Here is a 17,050-nt window from a genome sequence, read left to right as displayed (position 1 = left end):
GGAAGGTGCGGCATGGACTGGCTGACGGAGAACAAAATCCCGATTGGAGCATGGGCGAAATCCATCTTTGATTGGATGAACAACAACCTCGGCTTTTTCTTTGACTGGCTGTCCGACACGATGGAAGCGTTGATTGATGCGATCCTCTGGGTGCTCGAAACACCGCATCCGTTCTTTATTATCGCAGCCTTTGCTGCGCTCACGTGGTTGCTGCAACGTAACTGGAAAACACCGCTCTTCATCGTAGTCGGATTCCTGTTCATCCTGAACCAGGACTACTGGGAAGAGACCATGCAATCGCTCACCCTTGTGCTCTCGGCCTGCGTCGTCTGCATGGGGATCGGGGTGCCTGTGGGGATTGCCGCCGCGCATCGCCCGCGCCTTTACCGCGCGATGGTGCCGGTGCTGGACCTGATGCAAACCCTGCCCACGTTTGTCTATCTGATCCCCGCGATTGTTTTCTTCGGGATTGGTATGGTGCCAGGCCTGATCGCAACGGTGATCTTTGTTCTCCCTGCCCCCATACGCCTGACCTATTTGGGCGTTTCTTCGACCCCTACGCCACTGTTGGAAGCCGCCCAAGCCTTTGGCGCGACCAAACGGCAGGTGCTTTTCAAGGTCGAACTGCCCTCCGCCCTGCCGCAAATCATGGCAGGATTGAACCAGACCATTATGCTGTCGCTGTCGATGGTCGTGATCGCGGCCTTGGTCGGGGCCAGCGGGCTTGGCGTGCCAGTGATCCGCGCGCTGAACACGGTGAACACCTCTCTGGGCTTTGAAAGCGGCTTTGTGATCGTCGTCGTCGCCATCATGCTGGACCGGATGCTGCGGGTGAAATCGAAATGAATGCTGTTGAATTTGATAACGTCTCGATCGTCTTTGGCGCACGGCCGGAAACCGCCCTGCCCTTGATGGATCAAGGTCTGGAACGACCAGAGATTCGCGAAAAAACCGATCAGATTTTGGGCGTGCATAATTGCTCGCTCAATGTCGCGGCGGGCGAAATTCTTGTGCTGATGGGGTTGTCGGGATCAGGTAAATCCACACTGTTGCGGGCCGTTAACGGGCTGAACCCCGTGATCCGTGGCGAGGTCCGTATTTTCGACGGTGACTGGACCTGCAGTGTCGGCAATAGCTCTGAGGCTGACTTGCGCCGTGTGCGCCGCGAAAGCGTCTCGATGGTGTTTCAGCAATTCGGCCTGCTGCCATGGCGGACCGTGCGCGATAACGTGGGCCTCGGGCTTGAACTGGCGGGCATGGAGCCCGCCGCACGACGTGCCCGCGTCGATCAGGAACTTGAGATGGTGGGGCTGGCCGACCGCGCCGATGCGCTGGTGGGTGAACTCTCGGGCGGCATGCAACAGCGCGTGGGGCTTGCACGCGCCTTTGCCACCGATGCACCGATCCTGCTGATGGACGAACCCTTCTCGGCGCTTGATCCCTTGATCCGCACGCGCCTGCAAGACGAGCTGCTGGAACTGCAAAAACAACGCGGGCGCACGATCATCTTTGTCAGCCACGATCTGGATGAAGCCTTCAAGATCGGCAATCGCATCGCCATCATGGAAGGCGGTCGGATTGTCCAATGTGGCACCCCGCGTGATATTTTCACCAACCCCGCCAATGGCTATGTGGCCGAATTTGTGGCCCATATGAACCCGCTGGGCGTCCTGACCGCACGTGATGTGATGACCGATGGGACCGCAGAGGGTATTGCAATTGATGTGGAAACACCGGTGCAGGCGATCATTGACCAGATTGATGGAACCGGCCTGCAAGTCACCGAAAACGGTGCGCCGATTGGGGTAGTGACACAAAGCTCGCTTATCGCAAGGCTCAGTCCACAGGCGGACTGATCCGATATTTTCCATGTCCCTTCAAACTTCCGCCGGAGGCATCAAACCTTCGTCGCAGGCACAGCGGGCGTGATGTTGCGCCGCGCAACAGCCTCGCGCCACGTGATGAAACTGACCGAGGCCATAATCACAGCACCACCGAAGATGACCCAGCCATCCACGGCCTCACCGAAAACAACAGCCCCGAGCAAAACCGCCCAGACCAGTTGCAGGAACGTCACCGGTTGCGTCACGGTCAGCGGCGCGGCGGCAAAGGCCAGCGTCATCGCATAATGACCTGCGGTCGCGAAACAAGCGACCAGAAACAGCCACCCGAGCTGCGGTAGGGTGGGTGTAACCCACACTGCAAAGGCAAAGGGGGCCAGACCCACGGTCACTGTGATCGACAGCATGCCGACAACGACAGGGGCCGATACCTCGCCCGACAGCTGCTTGGCGATCAGATAGCCGATCGCGAAAAACACGGCCGTGCCGAGCATGGCGATATGGCCAAGCTCTACTTCGCGCATACCCGGGCGCAGGATAATGAACGCCCCGATCAACGCCATGATCACAGCGGCAAGACGGCGCGGCGGCAAACGTTCCCCCAGGAAGAGTGCCGCACCCAACGACACATAGACCGGCGAGAGATAGTTCATCGCCGTCACCTCTGCGATGGAAATCCGCGCCATGGCAAAAAACCACAGGATCACCGCCAGCGTGTGCACAACACCGCGTGCCCAGAAGAGCTTTTTCTGCCGCTTCGTCAGATGCGCTGCCAGAATGGGCCGGATCATCGGCAGTAAAAACACCAGCCCCAACACATATCGCAAAAATGCAGCCTGCGCTGCCGGCACATCATCGCCCACATGTTTGACCACGGCGGTGACGGCCACGAACATCAAGCCGGTCACGACCATCCAGAAGATACCGGCCACAGGGCGGGATTGCGCTTTTGTTTCCATGTGCCATCCGTTGCACCGCAAGACGCCAAAGGCAAGCGCGCAGAAACCGCTGGATGAATGCGCGCAAGCGCCGTAACAACGCAAGGATGAAGATACTCTTTCTTGGCGATGTGATGGGCCGCGCGGGCCGTGCTGCAATTACCACCCACCTGCCCCGCTTACGGGACGCGTGGAAGCTGGATTTTGTCGTGGTGAATGGCGAAAACGCCACCTCTGGCATGGGGCTTTCGGGCGATCATGCGAACCTGCTGCTGGATGCGGGCGCGGATGTTGTGACCTTGGGTGATCACGCCTTCGACCAAAAAGACATGCTGGGCTTTATTGAAAAAGAACAGCGGGTTATCCGTCCGATCAACTATTCCAAAGCCGCCCCTGGCGTCGGTGCGCGGGTGTTTAACGCGCCCGGCGGGCGCAAGGTGCTGGTGGCGCAGGTGCTGGGGCAGGTCTTTATGAAACGCCCCTTCGATGATCCGTTTTCAGCGCTGGACGCTGTCTTGCGCCAGTACCCGATGGGCGGTCAGGTGGCGGCCAGCCTGATTGACATTCACTGCGAAGCGACCTCCGAAAAAATGGCCGTTGGTCATTTCTGCGACGGGCGCGCCAGCATTGTTGTCGGCACCCACACCCATGTGCCCACAGGCGACGCGATGATCCTGTCCGGTGGCACCGCCTATATGACCGACGCGGGCATGTGCGGTGACTACAACTCTGTTATCGGCATGGAAAAAACCGAACCCCTGCGCCGGTTCATCACCGGCATGCCGAAATCACGCTTCACCCCTGCGGCGGAAGAGGCGACGCTCTCTGGCCTTTATGTCGAGACCGACAACATGACAGGCAAGGCGACCAGAGTGGAAATGGTACGCCAGGGCGGGCGACTGTCACAGGCGGGCCCTGCATGATGTCTGAACGGGCGCGGCTGACAGGGTTCCTGTTGCTGCTGGGGTGTGGTTGGGGGCTGACGACGCCGTTGGTCAAGATCACGGTGACGGCAGGGTATCAGCCCTTTGGCATCATCTTCTGGCAAATGCTGATTGGTGCGATGCTCTTGGGTGCTGTCCGCTGGCGTCAGATCGGACGGATGCCTGTTTCAGCAAGAACAGTGGCAGTGTGGCTCATGATCGCAACAATTGGCACACTTATTCCGGGTACAGCGAGCTATCGCGCGGCCTTTCATCTGCCCTCTGGTATCATGTCGATTGTGATTGCCACCATCCCGATGATGTCCTTTCCGATTGCTTTGGCTTTGGGCAACGACCACTTCTCGTTCCGCCGTTTGGCGGGGCTTTGCCTTGGCCTGATAGGTGTCGGCCTGATCGCCCTGCCCGAGGCAAGCCTGCCGGAACGGGCGATGATCGCCTTTCTGCCTTTGGCGCTTGTCGCACCCTTTTGTTACGCCTGTGAAGGCAACATCGTCGCGCGCTGGGGCACAGCCGGTCTTGATCCGTTTCAGGCCCTGTTCGGGGCGTCGGCCATCGGCACAGTGATCGCACTGCCCCTAGCCGTTGGGTCGGGACAGTTCTTTGTGCCGGCGTCCCCCTTTATCATGGCGGATTTCGCGCTTTTGGTTGGTTCAATTGTGCATGTGCTGGTTTATGCAGGCTACGTCTGGCTCATTGCACGCGCGGGATCGGTCTTTGCTGGTCAAGTCAGCTATGTTGTCACCGGATCGGGCGTCTTCTGGGCGATGGTGCTCTTGGGCGAAACCTATAGTATCTGGGTCTGGCTGGCGCTCTTGTGCATGGCCATCGGGCTGAGTCTTGTGCAGCCACGGCTTGCCGAACCAAAGCCACTGGGCGAGACTAAAGTTCATGGATAATTTTCTGTCACTCACGCAGACGCAAAGCGCCATCCTGACGATGGCCGTTGTGCTGGGCATGTTTGTGATGTTCCTGCGCGAGATCTATCCCACCGAAGTGGTCGCCATGATCGGGGTGTCGATCCTCTTGGCCACGGGTGTGCTGCCCTATGAGGCGGCGGTGACCGCCCTTGCCAACCCTGCCCCCTGGACGATTGCTGCGATGTTCATCATCGTCGGCGCTTTGGTGCGCACCGGTGCCCTGAATGCGCTGACCCAACTGGCCGAACGGCAGGCCAAGGTCAGCCCTGCACGTGCAATTGGCGGGGGGCTGGTCTTTGTCGCTGTCGCAAGTGCGATCATGAACAACACACCGCTGGTTGTTGTGATGATCCCCGTCTTTGTCCAACTCGCGCGGTCGTTGGGCACCTCTGCATCGAAATTGCTGATCCCGCTCAGCTATGCCGCGATTGTGGGCGGCACCATGACGCTTTTGGGGACATCGACAAACCTCTTGGTGGATGGTGTCGCGCGGGCGTCGGGGCTTGCGCCATTTGGCATCCTCGAGATCTTCCCGATCGGTGTCGTGGTGGTGCTCTGGACCTTTACATATCTCTATTTCATGGCCCCTCGCCTGCTGCCCGAACGGCAGAGTATGGCGACAATGCTCTCGGACCGGTCCAAGAAGAAATTCTTTTCCGAGGCCGTCATCCCACCCGACAGCAACCTGATCGGTCGCGAAGTCATGGGTGTGCAGCTGTTCAAGCGGGATGGCGTGCGCCTGATCGACGTCGTGCGCGGGGATCAATCGCTGCGCCGCAATCTGAAGAATGTCACCCTCCAGGTCGGCGACCGCGTCGTTTTGCGCACCGAGATGACCGAGCTTCTGTCGCTGCAAAATAACAAGGAACTGCGCCGCGTCGACCAGCTTTCCGCCGTGGAGACAAAGACCGTCGAGGTCCTGATTACGCCGAACTGCAAGATGGTGAATCGCCGGCTTGGATCAATGCGCCTGCGGCGGCGTTACGCGGTTTATCCGCTGGCCTTGCACCGGCGGAACGCCAACATCAGCGCGCAGATCGACGATATTGTCATTCGCGTCGGTGATACGATCCTGCTGGAAGGTGCGCCTGAAGATATCCAGCGTCTGGCCGAGGACATGAACCTTGGCGATGTGTCCGAAGCATCCCAGCGCGCCTATCGCCGTGGCCATGCGCCGGTAGCGATTGGCGTTCTTTTGGCCGTTGTCACGCTGGCAGCCCTTGGCGTGGCCCCGATCCTGATGCTGGCGATGCTGGGGGTCACGGTTGTCTTGATGACCGGCTGCATTGACGCGGATGAGGCGTTCTCGCATGTGGACGGCCGCCTGCTCGCGCTGATTTTCGCGATGCTGGGCGTGGGCTCGGCGTTGCAGTCCTCGGGTGCCGTAGAGATGATTGCCAACACCTTGTCACCGGTGATGCTTGTGATGCCGCCCTTCCTTGTGGTGCTGTCCGTCTACCTGCTCTCCAGTGTCCTGACCGAGCTTGTGTCGAATAACGCCGTCGCCGTCGTCATGACACCTATTGCCATCGGTCTGGCCAGCGCCCTTGGCGTTGATCCGCGCCCCTTGGTCGTGGCCGTCATGATCGCCGCAAGTGCGAGCTTTGCCACGCCCATCGGCTATCAGACCAACACGCTGGTTTACGGCCCGGGCGGGTATAAATTCTCGGACTTTCTGAAATTCGGCATCCCGCTGAACCTGTCGCTGGCGCCAATTGTTTCCTTTGTGATCCCCTTTATCTGGCCCCTCTAGACGGGGTTGCGGGGGCCGTGGTGCTTGCCTTATAGAGGCGCAGATCAAGGCTTTATCACACGAGGTTTTCCGATGGCTGGCCACTCAAAATGGGCGAATATTCAGCACCGCAAAGGACGGCAGGATAAACTGCGCTCCAAGCTGTTTTCCAAGCTTGCCAAGGAAATCACCGTGGCCGCCAAAATGGGCGATCCGGACCCTGATAAAAACCCGCGTCTGCGTTTGGCTGTCAAAGAAGCCAAATCAAGCTCTGTCCCCAAGGACGTAATCGACCGCGCGATCAAGAAATCGCAAGGTGGCGACGCGGAAAACTATGATGAAATCCGCTATGAGGGCTATGGCCCCAACGGTGTGGCTGTGATCGTCGAAGCGATGACCGACAACCGCAACCGGACGGCCTCCACCGTACGGTCGACCTTTTCCAAGAACGGCGGCAACCTTGGTGAAACAGGGTCTGTCGGGTTCATGTTCGACCGCAAGGGTCAGGTGGTTTACCCTGCCTCTGTGGGCGACGCCGACACCGTGATGATGGCCGCGATCGAGGCCGGTGCCGAAGACGTGCAAAGCGATGACGAAAACCACGTCATCATCTGCGCCGATACCGACCTGAACGAGGTGGCGAACGCACTGGAAGCCGCGCTTGGCGAGAGCGAAAGCACCAAGCTGATCTGGCAGCCCAACATCACCACGGAAGTGGACCTTGAAGGTCTGACCAAGCTCATGAAGCTTCTGGATACGCTGGAAGAAGATGACGACGTGCAGCGCGTCACCGCCAATTTCGAAGCCTCGGATGAGGTCATGGCGGCGTTCTCGGAAAGCTGATTGCTAGGGCGTGATCACGCCCGTTTCCGTTACTATCAGATCAAGCGGTTGGTCGGTCGGTTCCAACGGCAGACCATCATCTTCCTGCGCGCCATAAGCAAAGCCAATCGCCATGGTCGGTTGCGCCGCGCGCAGTTTTTCAAGCGTCCGGTCATAGAACCCGCCCCCATAGCCCAGACGCCCGCCCCTGCGGTCGAAGGCAACCAGCGGCACAATCAGGATTTGCGGGATCATCCAATCCCCTGCCTCGGGGATCATTGCGCCGAATTCACCCTTGATCATGGCGCAGTCAGGCTCCCACAGACGAAACTGCAACGGCTGCCCTGCTCCGATAATGACAGGCACACCGACGGGCCCATGGGCTGCGGCCTCTTCCATGGCGGGGGTCGGGTCAATCTCGGTGCGCATCGCCATATAGCCAGCCAGCGGCACGCCACGATAACCGGCAAGCACTTCGCTCAGATATCCGGCCGCAGCAATATGCGGCTTATGGGCCGCTTGGCGTCGCGCAAAAGCAGCGGTCCGGGCGGCGGATTTGTCCATCAGAGCAACCACAGCGCAGCAAGGCCGAGGAAGGCGAAAAAGCCCACCACATCGGTCACGGTCGTCACGAAAGCACCCGAGGCAAGCGCGGGGTCGATACCGATCTTTTCCAAAAGCACAGGGATGACGGTACCGGCCAATCCCGCCACAACCATGTTGATGACCATCGCCACAGCAATCACAACGCCCAGCATCGGCGAGCCGAACCAGACGACCCCCACTGCGCCCATCACCACCGCGAAAATCAGGCCGTTGATCAGACCCACCAGAACTTCGCGCTTGATAACGCGCCAGACGTTGGCGGTGGTCAGATCGCGGGTCGCCAGCGCACGCACAGCCACCGTCAGCGATTGGGTGCCGGCATTGCCGCCCATAGAGGCGACAATGGGCATCAGGACCGCAAGTGCCACAAGTCCCGCGATGGTTTCTTCAAAGAGCGAAATCACCAGCGAGGCAAAAATAGCGGTCAACAGGTTCACCGCCAGCCACGGAAAACGCAACTTGGTGGTGGCGATCACGCGATCCGAGAGGCTGCCTTCGCCGACACCGGCCAGACGCAGGATGTCTTCCTCGGCCTCTTCCTCAAGAAACATCATCGCATCATCAATGGTGATGACACCGACGATCCGGTCGTCATCATCAACCACAGGTGCAGTGATCATGTGATAGTGGTTGATGGCCTGCGCCACCTCTTCCACGTCCTGTTCAACATGGAATGTCCGGAAAGTATCTTCCTTGAGGTCGCGCAGCAGCGTGTCGCGCGGATGGCTCAGCACACGGCCCAAAGTGACATAGCCCAGCGCCTTTAGGCGGGGATCAACCAGGATCACGTGATAGAACTGGTCGGGCAGCACCACATCCGAGCGCAGATAATCAATCATCTCGCCCACGGTCCAATGCTCCGGTGCGCGCACCAGTTCGGACTGCATGTGACGGCCAGCGGATTCTTCGGGATAGGACAGCGCCTGTTCGACAACCACACGGTCGCTGGCATCCAGCGCATCCAGCACCGCCTCTGTCTGGGTGTCGTCAAGGTATTCGACAAGGTCGACAACATCGTCGCTTTCCAGATCACGCACCGCATCGGCAAGCTCTTCCGGATCAAGCTGGCCGATCACCTCTTCGCGCAGCTCCTCATCAAGCTCGGAGAGGACCTCACCCTCAAGGTTTCCGGGCCACGCCGTCAGCAGCGCGCGCCTGTCCTTGGTGTCGATCTGTTCCAGTAAATGCGCCACGTCGGCAGGGTGCATGTTATCGAGCGTTTCCGTGAGGAACGCCCCGTCATCGCGCTCCACAGCCTCCATGACCTCACTGACCAGACGGTCGGTGATACCAAATGCTTCTTCGTCGTCGATGGGGTCAGCTTCGGCCATGATGCATCCTTTGTTGCGTAGTGAACATAATCGTTCGCAGCGGGGGCACAACGCGGTTTTCGCGATTTACCCCGTTCTTGGGGACTCATATGGTCGCGATATGACAAAGCACTTACTTTTGGGGCAGACCCTCGGTTTTTCAGGCAATCCGTTGACGGGCAACTGGCAGGATGCTGACCAGTTCGACAGCGCGGGCGGCGTGCTGATCGAACACGGGCGGATCATTGCCACGGGAAATGGCCCCACTCTGCGGAAGGCCCACCCTGATGCGGTTGTGACAGATTACGGCGATGACCTGATCAGCGCGGGCTTTGTTGATGCGCATATGCATTATCCACAAACCGGCATCATCGCGAGTTGGGGCAAGCAGCTGATTGACTGGCTGAACACCTATACCTTCCCCGAGGAATCGCGGTTCGGGAATCGCGCCTACGCCGATCAGGTGGCGGGCGAGACGCTTGATCTGGCGATTGCCCATGGCACAACCACGCTGACAAGCTTCTGCACCATCCACCCCGAAAGCGTGGATGCGTTTTTTGAAGCAGCGGCCGCGCGCAATATGGCGGTGATTGCCGGCAAGACCTGCATGGACCGCAACGCCCCCGATAGCCTGCGTGACACCGCCCAGAGCGCCTATGACGACAGCAAGATGCTTTTGGAAAAGTGGCACGGCCAAGGGCGCGCGCATTACGCGATCACGCCGCGTTTCTCGCCCACATCCACGCCCGCGCAACTATCCGCCTTGGGCGCGCTTTGGGCAGAGCATCCGACCTGCCTGATGCAGACACACCTGAGCGAACAACTGCCCGAAATTGCGTGGGTCCGTGAACTGTTCCCGCAGGCATGCGACTATCTGGACACCTATGAGGCTTACGGACTGCTGGGAGAGAACGGGCTTTACGGCCATGCGATCCATCTTGAGGCGCGCGAAATCGACCGCCTGAGAGAGGTCGGCGCGGCGGTTGTGCATTGCCCCACATCGAACACCTTCATCGGATCGGGTCTTTTTGATCTGATGGGGCTTGCCAAAGCATCGCTGTCCATTGGACTTGCCACGGATACAGGGGGTGGTTCGTCTTTTTCCATGCTGCGCACAATGGCTGCGGCCTATGAGATCGGGCAGTTGCGGGGCACGGCACTGCATCCGGCGCAATTGATGTGGTTGGCCACAGAGGGATCAGCAGGCGCGTTGAAAATGGCGGGCGAGATCGGGCATCTTGGCGCGGGTGCTGCCGCCGATCTGACCATCCTCAACCTTCAATCAACGCCAGCCATTCGCCAACGTGCGGACCGTGCCGCCGACATTTGGGATGCTCTTTTTCCGACGATCATGATGGGCGACGACCGCGCGGTGCGGGACGTGTGGATCGCAGGTGTCAGGCAGGCGCGCTAGCAGCTTGCGGCCAGTTTCAGCACCCAGACATTGCCGGACCGGCCCAGCCCGTATTGCGTATAGTTGCGCCCCAGCAAGTTGCGCCGATGGCCGCGCGAGTTTTGCCAATCAGTAAGAACCTCTGCCTGTGACCGCTGTCCACTGGCGATATTCTCGGCCCCGCTGCGCATCGCACAGCCACCCGCACGCGCCCGCTGCACAAAGCTACGCCCGTTGGGACCGTTCGGGGCCTGATGCGAGAAATAACCGCGTCGCGCCATATCTTCGGCATGCGCTTGGGCTGCGCGGGTCAATGCCGGATTTGCCTGCAAGGGAGCAAGCCCCTGCCGTGCACGGAACAGGTTCAGGTCTGCGGCGAACCCTGCGCCAAAGCTCGACGAAGACGAAGAGACCTGAATGGTCGTCGATTGTGACATTGAGGAAGTGTTGCAAGCAGCCATGACAGCCAGAGCGCAACAAAGGGCTAATATCTTCATGACCATCCAGAGCGAGCGTGTGAACAGAGACCTGATTGGTCGCGTCTGAATATGGCCAAATTGGGGCGCCATTTACAACCCGGCGAGTTTTCGCGCGAGCGCGTTTTGCCGTGCGATGATCGTTGGCAGGTCAACGGACGTCATCTGTCCCTCCGACACGATCTGCTGTCCTTCCACAAACAGCGCATCCACCTTCATCGGCCCTGCCAACAGCAAGGCTACCGGATCCCATGATCCGGCATTCTCGATCACATTGGCATCCCAGATTGCGAGATCGGCCCGTTTGCCGACAGCAATCTGTCCGCAGTCATCGCGCCCAAGGACCTGTGCGCCGCCACGGGTGGCAATCTCAAGCGCCTCTCGTGCCGACATCGCATCGGCCCCGTTCTGCACCCGCTGCAAGAGCATGGCCTGACGGGCCTCTGCGACGAGGTTCCCAATGTCATTGCTCGCAGAACCATCCACCCCCAAGCCCACAGGCACGCCCGCGTCCCGCATCTGGCGCACAGGGGCAATGCCTGATCCAAGGCGGCAGTTCGAGCACGGACAATGGGCGACACCTGTGCGACTGCGCGCAAAAAGATCAATCTCATGCCCGTCCAGCTTTACGCAATGCGCGTGCCAGACATCGTCACCCGTCCAGCCAAGGTCTTCGGCATATTGCCCCGGACGGCAGCCGAATTTTTCAAGAGAATAGGCGATATCCTCATCGTTTTCGGCCAAATGGGTGTGCATCATCACGCCCTTGTCGCGCGCGAGACTTGCCGCGTTGCGCATCAAATCACGCGTCACCGAAAACGGGCTGCAAGGGGCCACGCCCACACGCACCATGGCACCCGGCCTTGCATCGTGGAACGCGTCAATCACGCGGATACTGTCCTCAAGGATATGCTCCTCGTTCTCGACCAGCGCATCAGGGGGCAGCCCACCGTCGCTTTCGCCAATGCTCATCGCGCCGCGCGTGGCGTGAAAGCGCAGGCCAACATCTTGCGCGGCAGCGATTGTATCATCCAGTCGCGCCCCGTTGGGATAAAGGTAAAGATGATCCGAAGTCAGCGTACATCCCGACAGTGCCAGCTCGGCAAGGCCCACTTGGGCCGAAACGAACATCTCTTCAGGGCCAAAGCGCGCCCAGATCGGGTACAGCCGCTGGAGCCAGCCAAAGAGCAACGCATCCTGTGCGCCGGGGACGGCACGTGTCAGCGTTTGGGAAAGGTGGTGGTGTGTATTCACCAGGCCGGGGGTGATGATCTTGCCCTTGGCGTGGAAAACAGTCGCCCCGTCTGCCTTGAGCTTCTGGCCAATCGCAGCCACGACGCCACCGCGCAAAAGAATATCGGCACCCTGCAACTCATGCCGCTGGTCATCCATCGTGATGATGTGATCGGCATCTTTGATCAGGGTTTCAGTCATGCAGGGTCTGCCGTAAAATCGCCAAAGCCTCGGCATGGATCGCGGGGTTTGCGGCGGCGATTACCTGTCCGCCCTCATGCGCAGGTGCGCCGGACCAGTCTGTGACGATCCCGCCTGCGGCCTGAATGACAGCGATGGGGGCCTGAATGTCGTAGGCGTTCAAGCCCGCTTCAATCACTAGATCAACCTGGCCCGCCGCCAAAAGCGCATAGGCATAGCAATCCATGCCATAGCGGGTCAGTTGCGCGCGTCGCGAGACAGCGTGAAAGGCGGCCCCTTCTTCGGGGGTGCCGACTTCGGGGAATGTTGTCAGCACAGTGGCCTGCGCCAACGGCCGTGGCGCGCGGCATTGCAGCGCGGCCCGGCCCTGCGGGCCATGCACCTCGGCAATACCAAAACCGCCTGCAAAGCGTTCTGTGATATAAGGCTGGTCGATCAATCCGAAAAGCGGCCCGCTTTCGTCCCTGACCGAGATGAGCACACCCCATGTCGGTGTCCCGCTAATGTAACCGCGTGTTCCGTCAATAGGATCAAGAACCCACGTCAATCCAGAGGTGCCCGCCTTGTAGCCATGCTCTTCGCCAAGGACCGCGTCATCGGGGCGCGCGTGCGCCAGGACCGCGCGCATCGCCTTTTCCGCGCCGCGGTCGGCGATCGTGACCGGATCAAAGCCTGCGTCACCCTTGTTGTCTGCCGCCAGACCCGTTGCGCGGAAATGCGCCAATGTGACCGGCCTTGCAGCATCAGCAAGCGCATGGGCCACACGGATCAGTTCCGTTTGGGTTGTTTTTGAGACTGTCATCAGGATGGACCCTTCATCTGCGCCGCTGTCCCATTGGCGGTATCGCGGCGCAGTATGGCAGGTCAAGTCGTGGTCTAGGCCGCTTCACTCAGCACGCGTGCGAGATCAAACAAGCGACGGCGCTGGTTCTCTGGGATCGCGTAGTAGGAGCGCAGCAATTCAAGTGCTTCTTTATCGGTCAGGATGTCGGCAGGCATATCCGATGTATTCGGCACGGCATCATGATCAACTTCGAGACCTTCAAAGAAGAAAGAAACATTGACACCCAATACCTTAGAAATATCCCAAAGGCGGGACGCGCTGACGCGGTTCATACCTGTTTCGTATTTCTGGATTTGCTGGAACTTGATGCCAACTGCCTCTGCAAGCTGCTGTTGTGTCGTGCCATTCATCCAGCGCCGATGGCGAATCCGTTTTCCGACGTGAACGTCAACGGGGTGCTTCATGCTGTCTACCTCTTTTGAAAAGGAACATGGCAACACTGTACCACAAACCTTGTTTGCGCGCCGCAGTCTTGATCTTCACACTGCAACGGGTTTCTGATCAACGGGAAAATAGCATTCCTGTAGAACACGCAACGGTTGCACGGCCTGTCCTGACCTTAAAGACAGGTTCGCGGGATCACTTTTAGACATTCGGCTACAATTCATAGCTGTTTTACAAATACCGGCGCGGCACCGATAAGTGACTGCAAAACGGAATTTGGAAGGAATCACACCTCATGCGCGCATTTCAAGTGACTTCATTTCAAGCCCCGCCCGCGTTGCGGGACGTGGACGTGCCCGCTCCGGGGCCAGGCGAGGTTTTGCTCGACATTGCCGCGTGCGGTTTGAATTTCGCCGATCTGCTGATGGCGAAGGGCACCTATCAGGATACGCCCGCCACACCCTTCACCTTGGGTATGGAGGTTTGTGGCACCGTCATCGCGACCGGTGACGATGTAACGTCACCCAGCATCGGCACACGGGTCGCTGTCTTTGGAGGTCAGGGGGGATTGGCCGAGAAGGGGCTTTTTCCCGCCGCTCTTTGCCGACCGGTGCCGGACACGATGCCCGATGTCATCGCGGCAGGTTTTATGGTGGCCTACGGCACGTCACATCTTGCACTTTCCCGCCGCGCCCGCCTGCAAGAAGGCGAGACACTGTTGGTGCTGGGCGCCGCAGGTGGTGTCGGGTTGACGGCGGTCGAGATCGGCAAGGCTATGGGCGCCACAGTCATCGCCGTGGCCCGCGGTGCGGACAAACTGGCGGTTGCCAAGGCGGCCGGTGCAGACCATCTGATTGACAGTGACACCGACGACATCAAGGCTGCGGTCAAGGCACTCGGTGGCGCAGATGTCGTTTACGATCCGGTTGGCGGGGCCGCGTTCAAGGCCGCCCTTGGCGCATGCAACCGGGAAGCGCGGGTGATCATCATCGGTTTTGCCAGCGGCGAGGTACCACAGATCCCCGCCAATATCATTCTGGTGAAGAATATCTCGGTCATCGGGTTCTACTGGGGCGGTTATCTGGCCTTCAACCCCGAGGCCCTGACCGAGAGCCTGTCAGAACTGATGGACTGGCACGCTGCAGGCAAACTCAAACCCCACATCAGCCACACGCTGCCGCTTGATCAGGCTGGCGACGCGCTGGAATTGATGCGCAGCCGTAAATCCACCGGCAAAGTCGTCGTTACGCCGTAAGCAATTGCGGCGCGAGGCGCGGTGCATCATAGCAGTGCTGGATAATCCGGGCCATCGCCTGACTGGGCTGATCTTCGGGCTTGAGAACGTAAAGATTGATGTTCTGAGGCTTCAGCGCGGGCAATAGGCCACCGTGCTCGACCGGCACGGTATGCGGCGGCAAGCACCCCTTCAGCGACACATGCACGGCAAGATCGGCACTGACTGCGGCCTCGACGGCACTGTCGTGATCGGAATCAACCGCCATGTTCCAATCGATTCCACCCGCGTTCAGCGCCTGCAAAACACCACTTCGGAAGATACAGTTCTTGCAAAAGGCGACCGGCAACGGGCGTCTGCGCCACGCCACCCCATCCTCTGCACCGATCCAGATCAGCGGCAGTTCGATCAGAACCTGCCCCCCCGGACCACAGGTTTCCTCGGTCGTCAGGATCAGATCAACCTCACCGCGCCCGTGCATTGCCAAGAGTTTGCGGGTCGGCGCGGAAATCAGACGCACCTGCATGCGCGGAAATTCTGCGGCAAAGCGTTTCAGCACGGCGGGGATGACAGGGTAGATGATGTCATGCGGCACCCCTAGTTTGAGTTCGCCCTCAAATTCAGTCGCAGTCAGGCGGTTCAAAATCTCGTCATTGGTTTCCAGCATCGACCGCGCGTAACCCAAAAGCTGCTCGCCCGCTGGTGTTAGCGCGATCGTCCGCGCAGTCCGGTCAAGTAACGCGACATTCAGCGATTCCTCCAATCGCTTGAGCTGCATCGAAACGGCGGATTGTGTCAGGTTCAGCATACCCGCAGCGCGTGTCACACCGCCTGCGTCCGAGACCGCCACGAAAGAGCGCAGAGCTGTCAGGTCGAGGTTTCGCGCCATATCACAATCCTTGATGCACCACTTCAAAAGTATTCATTTTCATTATGACTACACCTCCCCCATATATCAAGCAATAGAATACAAACGAGACAAACTATCACGAGAGAGAATGTTATGACACTGTCAATCCGCACAAGCGCCCTGAGCATCAATACACAACCCAAGACACGTTCTATTCTGAACAGCCTGCGCGACATGATTGCGCTGTCACGCCAGCGCCGGCAGTTGCGCGCATTGGATGACCATATGCTTGCTGACATCGGGATTTCACGCACAGAGGCCGTCGCGGAAGCCCAAAAAACCGTCTGGCATGCACCTCGGCACTGGCGCAACTAGCAGACGTGCGAACCTGACCTGCGACATTCTCGCCCAAATTGGTCAGAAATACGCAAAACGCCCCTGTGAAGCCTTGAAAATGCAAGGGCCTCTGCCAATATCGACAGCAAGGATGCCGTTTTGCGGCGCCGCTGTTTAATTTGGAGGTCTAAATGGCTCAGTACGATACAATTAGAACGGCCGGCGGAGTACGCACGGCTGCTATTGATGAGGGTCTTCGCGCCCACATGAACAAAGTCTACGGCACAATGTCCGTGGGAATGTTGATCACATTTGCTGTTGCTTGGGCCGTTGGCACATCGCCTGCCCTGCTCAGCATCTTCCGTGATCCGATCACACTGTCGCCAAACATTCTTGGCTGGATCGTGATGTTCGCACCGCTTGCAATGGTCTTTGGCTTTGGTGCCATGATCAACCGTTTCTCTGCGGCCGCTGCGCAAACGTTCTTCTATGCGTTTGCGGCAGTCATGGGCCTGTCGATGGCATGGATTTTCGTGGCCTTCACCGGCCTGTCGATCGCAAATGTCTTTTTGATCACGTCGATCGCCTTCGCGGGTCTCAGCCTCTACGGCTATACCACGAAGAAAGACATCTCCGGCTGGGGCGCATTCCTGATCATGGGTGTGATCGGTCTGGTCGTGGCGATGATCGTCAACATCTTCCTGCAGTCACCTGCAATTATGTTTGCGATCTCGATCCTCGGTGTGCTGATTTTCGCGGGCCTCACAGCCTATGACACACAAAAGATCAAGAACGACTACATCGCACATGCCGCACATGGGGATCAGGAATGGCTGGCGAAATCTGCGATCATGGGTGCTCTGAACCTGTATCTGGACTTCATCAACATGTTCATGTTCCTGCTGCAGCTGTTCGGTAACCGCGAATAAGCATTGCGCTAGAAGTTGATTTGAGGGCTGATGGCAACATCAGCCCTTTTTCTTTGCCCG

18 protein-coding genes are annotated in these 17,050 nt (G+C 58.9%); 10 read left to right on the top strand and 8 right to left on the bottom strand.

The window, feature by feature from the left end; genetic code table 11:
• The first annotated feature begins 12 nt into the window (after window positions 1–12).
• Both choW and choV read left to right on the top strand, forming a co-directional pair.
• Entirely contained in the window at window positions 13–846 is an 834-nt protein-coding gene (gene choW, locus SJY29_RS02965; protein WP_076659120.1) for a choline ABC transporter permease subunit, read from the top strand.
• Entirely contained in the window at window positions 843–1,856 is a 1,014-nt protein-coding gene (gene choV, locus SJY29_RS02960) for a choline ABC transporter ATP-binding protein (protein WP_076659121.1), read from the top strand. Before choW ends, choV begins: the two co-directional genes overlap by 4 nt.
• A gap of 41 nt (window positions 1,857–1,897) precedes the next feature.
• Here choV and SJY29_RS02955 read toward each other — a convergent pair whose 3' ends face one another.
• Window positions 1,898–2,800, bottom strand: coding sequence for a DMT family transporter (locus SJY29_RS02955; RefSeq protein WP_400086624.1), 903 nt, complete (start codon window positions 2,798–2,800; stop codon window positions 1,898–1,900).
• A gap of 86 nt (window positions 2,801–2,886) precedes the next feature.
• Here SJY29_RS02955 and SJY29_RS02950 point away from each other — a divergent pair, with 86 nt between their 5' ends.
• The 4 genes from SJY29_RS02950 (at window position 2,887) to SJY29_RS02935 (ending at window position 7,215) form a co-directional block, all read left to right on the top strand.
• The gene (locus SJY29_RS02950; protein ID WP_110280260.1) at window positions 2,887–3,702 is read left to right on the top strand and encodes a TIGR00282 family metallophosphoesterase; all 816 of its coding nucleotides are present in this window, start codon (window positions 2,887–2,889) and stop codon (window positions 3,700–3,702) included.
• Window positions 3,699–4,619 carry a DMT family transporter gene (locus SJY29_RS02945; protein WP_400086619.1) on the top strand — a complete coding sequence of 307 codons (921 nt, stop codon included), beginning with the start codon at window positions 3,699–3,701 and terminating at the stop codon, window positions 4,617–4,619. Before SJY29_RS02950 ends, SJY29_RS02945 begins: the two co-directional genes overlap by 4 nt.
• Window positions 4,612–6,393: an SLC13 family permease gene (locus SJY29_RS02940; RefSeq protein ID WP_400086617.1), complete on the top strand. Its 1,782-nt coding sequence runs from the start codon at window positions 4,612–4,614 to the stop codon at window positions 6,391–6,393. Before SJY29_RS02945 ends, SJY29_RS02940 begins: the two co-directional genes overlap by 8 nt.
• Before the next feature lie 72 nt (window positions 6,394–6,465).
• On the top strand, window positions 6,466–7,215 hold the full coding sequence (locus SJY29_RS02935) for a YebC/PmpR family DNA-binding transcriptional regulator (RefSeq protein WP_110279978.1): 750 nt from the start codon (window positions 6,466–6,468) through the stop codon (window positions 7,213–7,215).
• A 3-nt stretch (window positions 7,216–7,218) separates the two neighbouring features.
• Here the strand turns inward: SJY29_RS02935 and SJY29_RS02930 are convergent, their stop codons facing one another.
• Both SJY29_RS02930 and mgtE read right to left on the bottom strand, forming a co-directional pair.
• Entirely contained in the window at window positions 7,219–7,758 is a 540-nt protein-coding gene (locus tag SJY29_RS02930) for a 5-formyltetrahydrofolate cyclo-ligase (protein ID WP_110279977.1), read from the bottom strand.
• Window positions 7,758–9,131, bottom strand: a complete 1,374-nt coding sequence (gene mgtE / locus SJY29_RS02925; protein ID WP_400086612.1) for a magnesium transporter — start codon at window positions 9,129–9,131, stop codon at window positions 7,758–7,760. Before mgtE ends, SJY29_RS02930 begins: the two co-directional genes overlap by 1 nt.
• A 100-nt stretch (window positions 9,132–9,231) precedes the next feature.
• Between mgtE and guaD the strand changes: the two genes are divergently transcribed.
• Window positions 9,232–10,524: a guanine deaminase gene (gene guaD, locus SJY29_RS02920; protein ID WP_400086609.1), complete on the top strand. Its 1,293-nt coding sequence runs from the start codon at window positions 9,232–9,234 to the stop codon at window positions 10,522–10,524.
• On the opposite strand, the gene SJY29_RS02915 is transcribed toward guaD, so the two are convergent.
• The 4 genes from SJY29_RS02915 to SJY29_RS02900 form a co-directional block, all read right to left on the bottom strand.
• Entirely contained in the window at window positions 10,521–10,940 is a 420-nt protein-coding gene (locus SJY29_RS02915) for a CAP domain-containing protein (protein WP_110279975.1), read from the bottom strand. The genes guaD and SJY29_RS02915 overlap by 4 nt on opposite strands.
• A gap of 132 nt (window positions 10,941–11,072) precedes the next feature.
• Window positions 11,073–12,413, bottom strand: a complete 1,341-nt coding sequence (locus tag SJY29_RS02910; protein ID WP_400086605.1) for an 8-oxoguanine deaminase — start codon at window positions 12,411–12,413, stop codon at window positions 11,073–11,075.
• Window positions 12,406–13,215 (bottom strand): inositol monophosphatase family protein, encoded by an 810-nt coding sequence (locus SJY29_RS02905; protein WP_400086602.1) that lies wholly within the window; start codon window positions 13,213–13,215, stop codon window positions 12,406–12,408. The genes SJY29_RS02910 and SJY29_RS02905 overlap by 8 nt, the downstream gene beginning before the upstream one ends.
• Window positions 13,216–13,289: 74 nt before the next feature.
• Complete coding sequence (locus SJY29_RS02900; protein ID WP_055294435.1) at window positions 13,290–13,661, bottom strand: helix-turn-helix domain-containing protein; 372 nt, start codon at window positions 13,659–13,661, stop codon at window positions 13,290–13,292.
• A gap of 275 nt (window positions 13,662–13,936) precedes the next feature.
• Between SJY29_RS02900 and SJY29_RS02895 the strand changes: the two genes are divergently transcribed.
• On the top strand, window positions 13,937–14,896 hold the full coding sequence (locus tag SJY29_RS02895; RefSeq protein ID WP_400086599.1) for an NADPH:quinone oxidoreductase family protein: 960 nt from the start codon (window positions 13,937–13,939) through the stop codon (window positions 14,894–14,896).
• On the opposite strand, the gene SJY29_RS02890 is transcribed toward SJY29_RS02895, so the two are convergent.
• Complete coding sequence (locus SJY29_RS02890; protein WP_400086596.1) at window positions 14,886–15,764, bottom strand: LysR family transcriptional regulator; 879 nt, start codon at window positions 15,762–15,764, stop codon at window positions 14,886–14,888. The genes SJY29_RS02895 and SJY29_RS02890 overlap by 11 nt on opposite strands.
• Window positions 15,765–15,878: 114 nt before the next feature.
• Between SJY29_RS02890 and SJY29_RS02885 the strand changes: the two genes are divergently transcribed.
• Together SJY29_RS02885 and SJY29_RS02880 are read left to right on the top strand one after the other, a co-directional pair.
• Window positions 15,879–16,100 (top strand): DUF1127 domain-containing protein, encoded by a 222-nt coding sequence (locus SJY29_RS02885; RefSeq protein WP_400086593.1) that lies wholly within the window; start codon window positions 15,879–15,881, stop codon window positions 16,098–16,100.
• Between the two features lie 152 nt (window positions 16,101–16,252).
• Window positions 16,253–16,990 carry a Bax inhibitor-1/YccA family protein gene (locus tag SJY29_RS02880; protein WP_110279969.1) on the top strand — a complete coding sequence of 246 codons (738 nt, stop codon included), beginning with the start codon at window positions 16,253–16,255 and terminating at the stop codon, window positions 16,988–16,990.
• Window positions 16,991–17,050: the final 60 nt, after the last annotated feature.

This window comes from Yoonia sp. R78084 (assembly GCF_044595625.1).
Classification (GTDB): Bacteria; Pseudomonadota; Alphaproteobacteria; order Rhodobacterales; family Rhodobacteraceae; genus Yoonia.
Note: the sequence above shows the minus strand (reverse complement) of the source record. Positions and strands in the feature narration are given on the sequence as shown.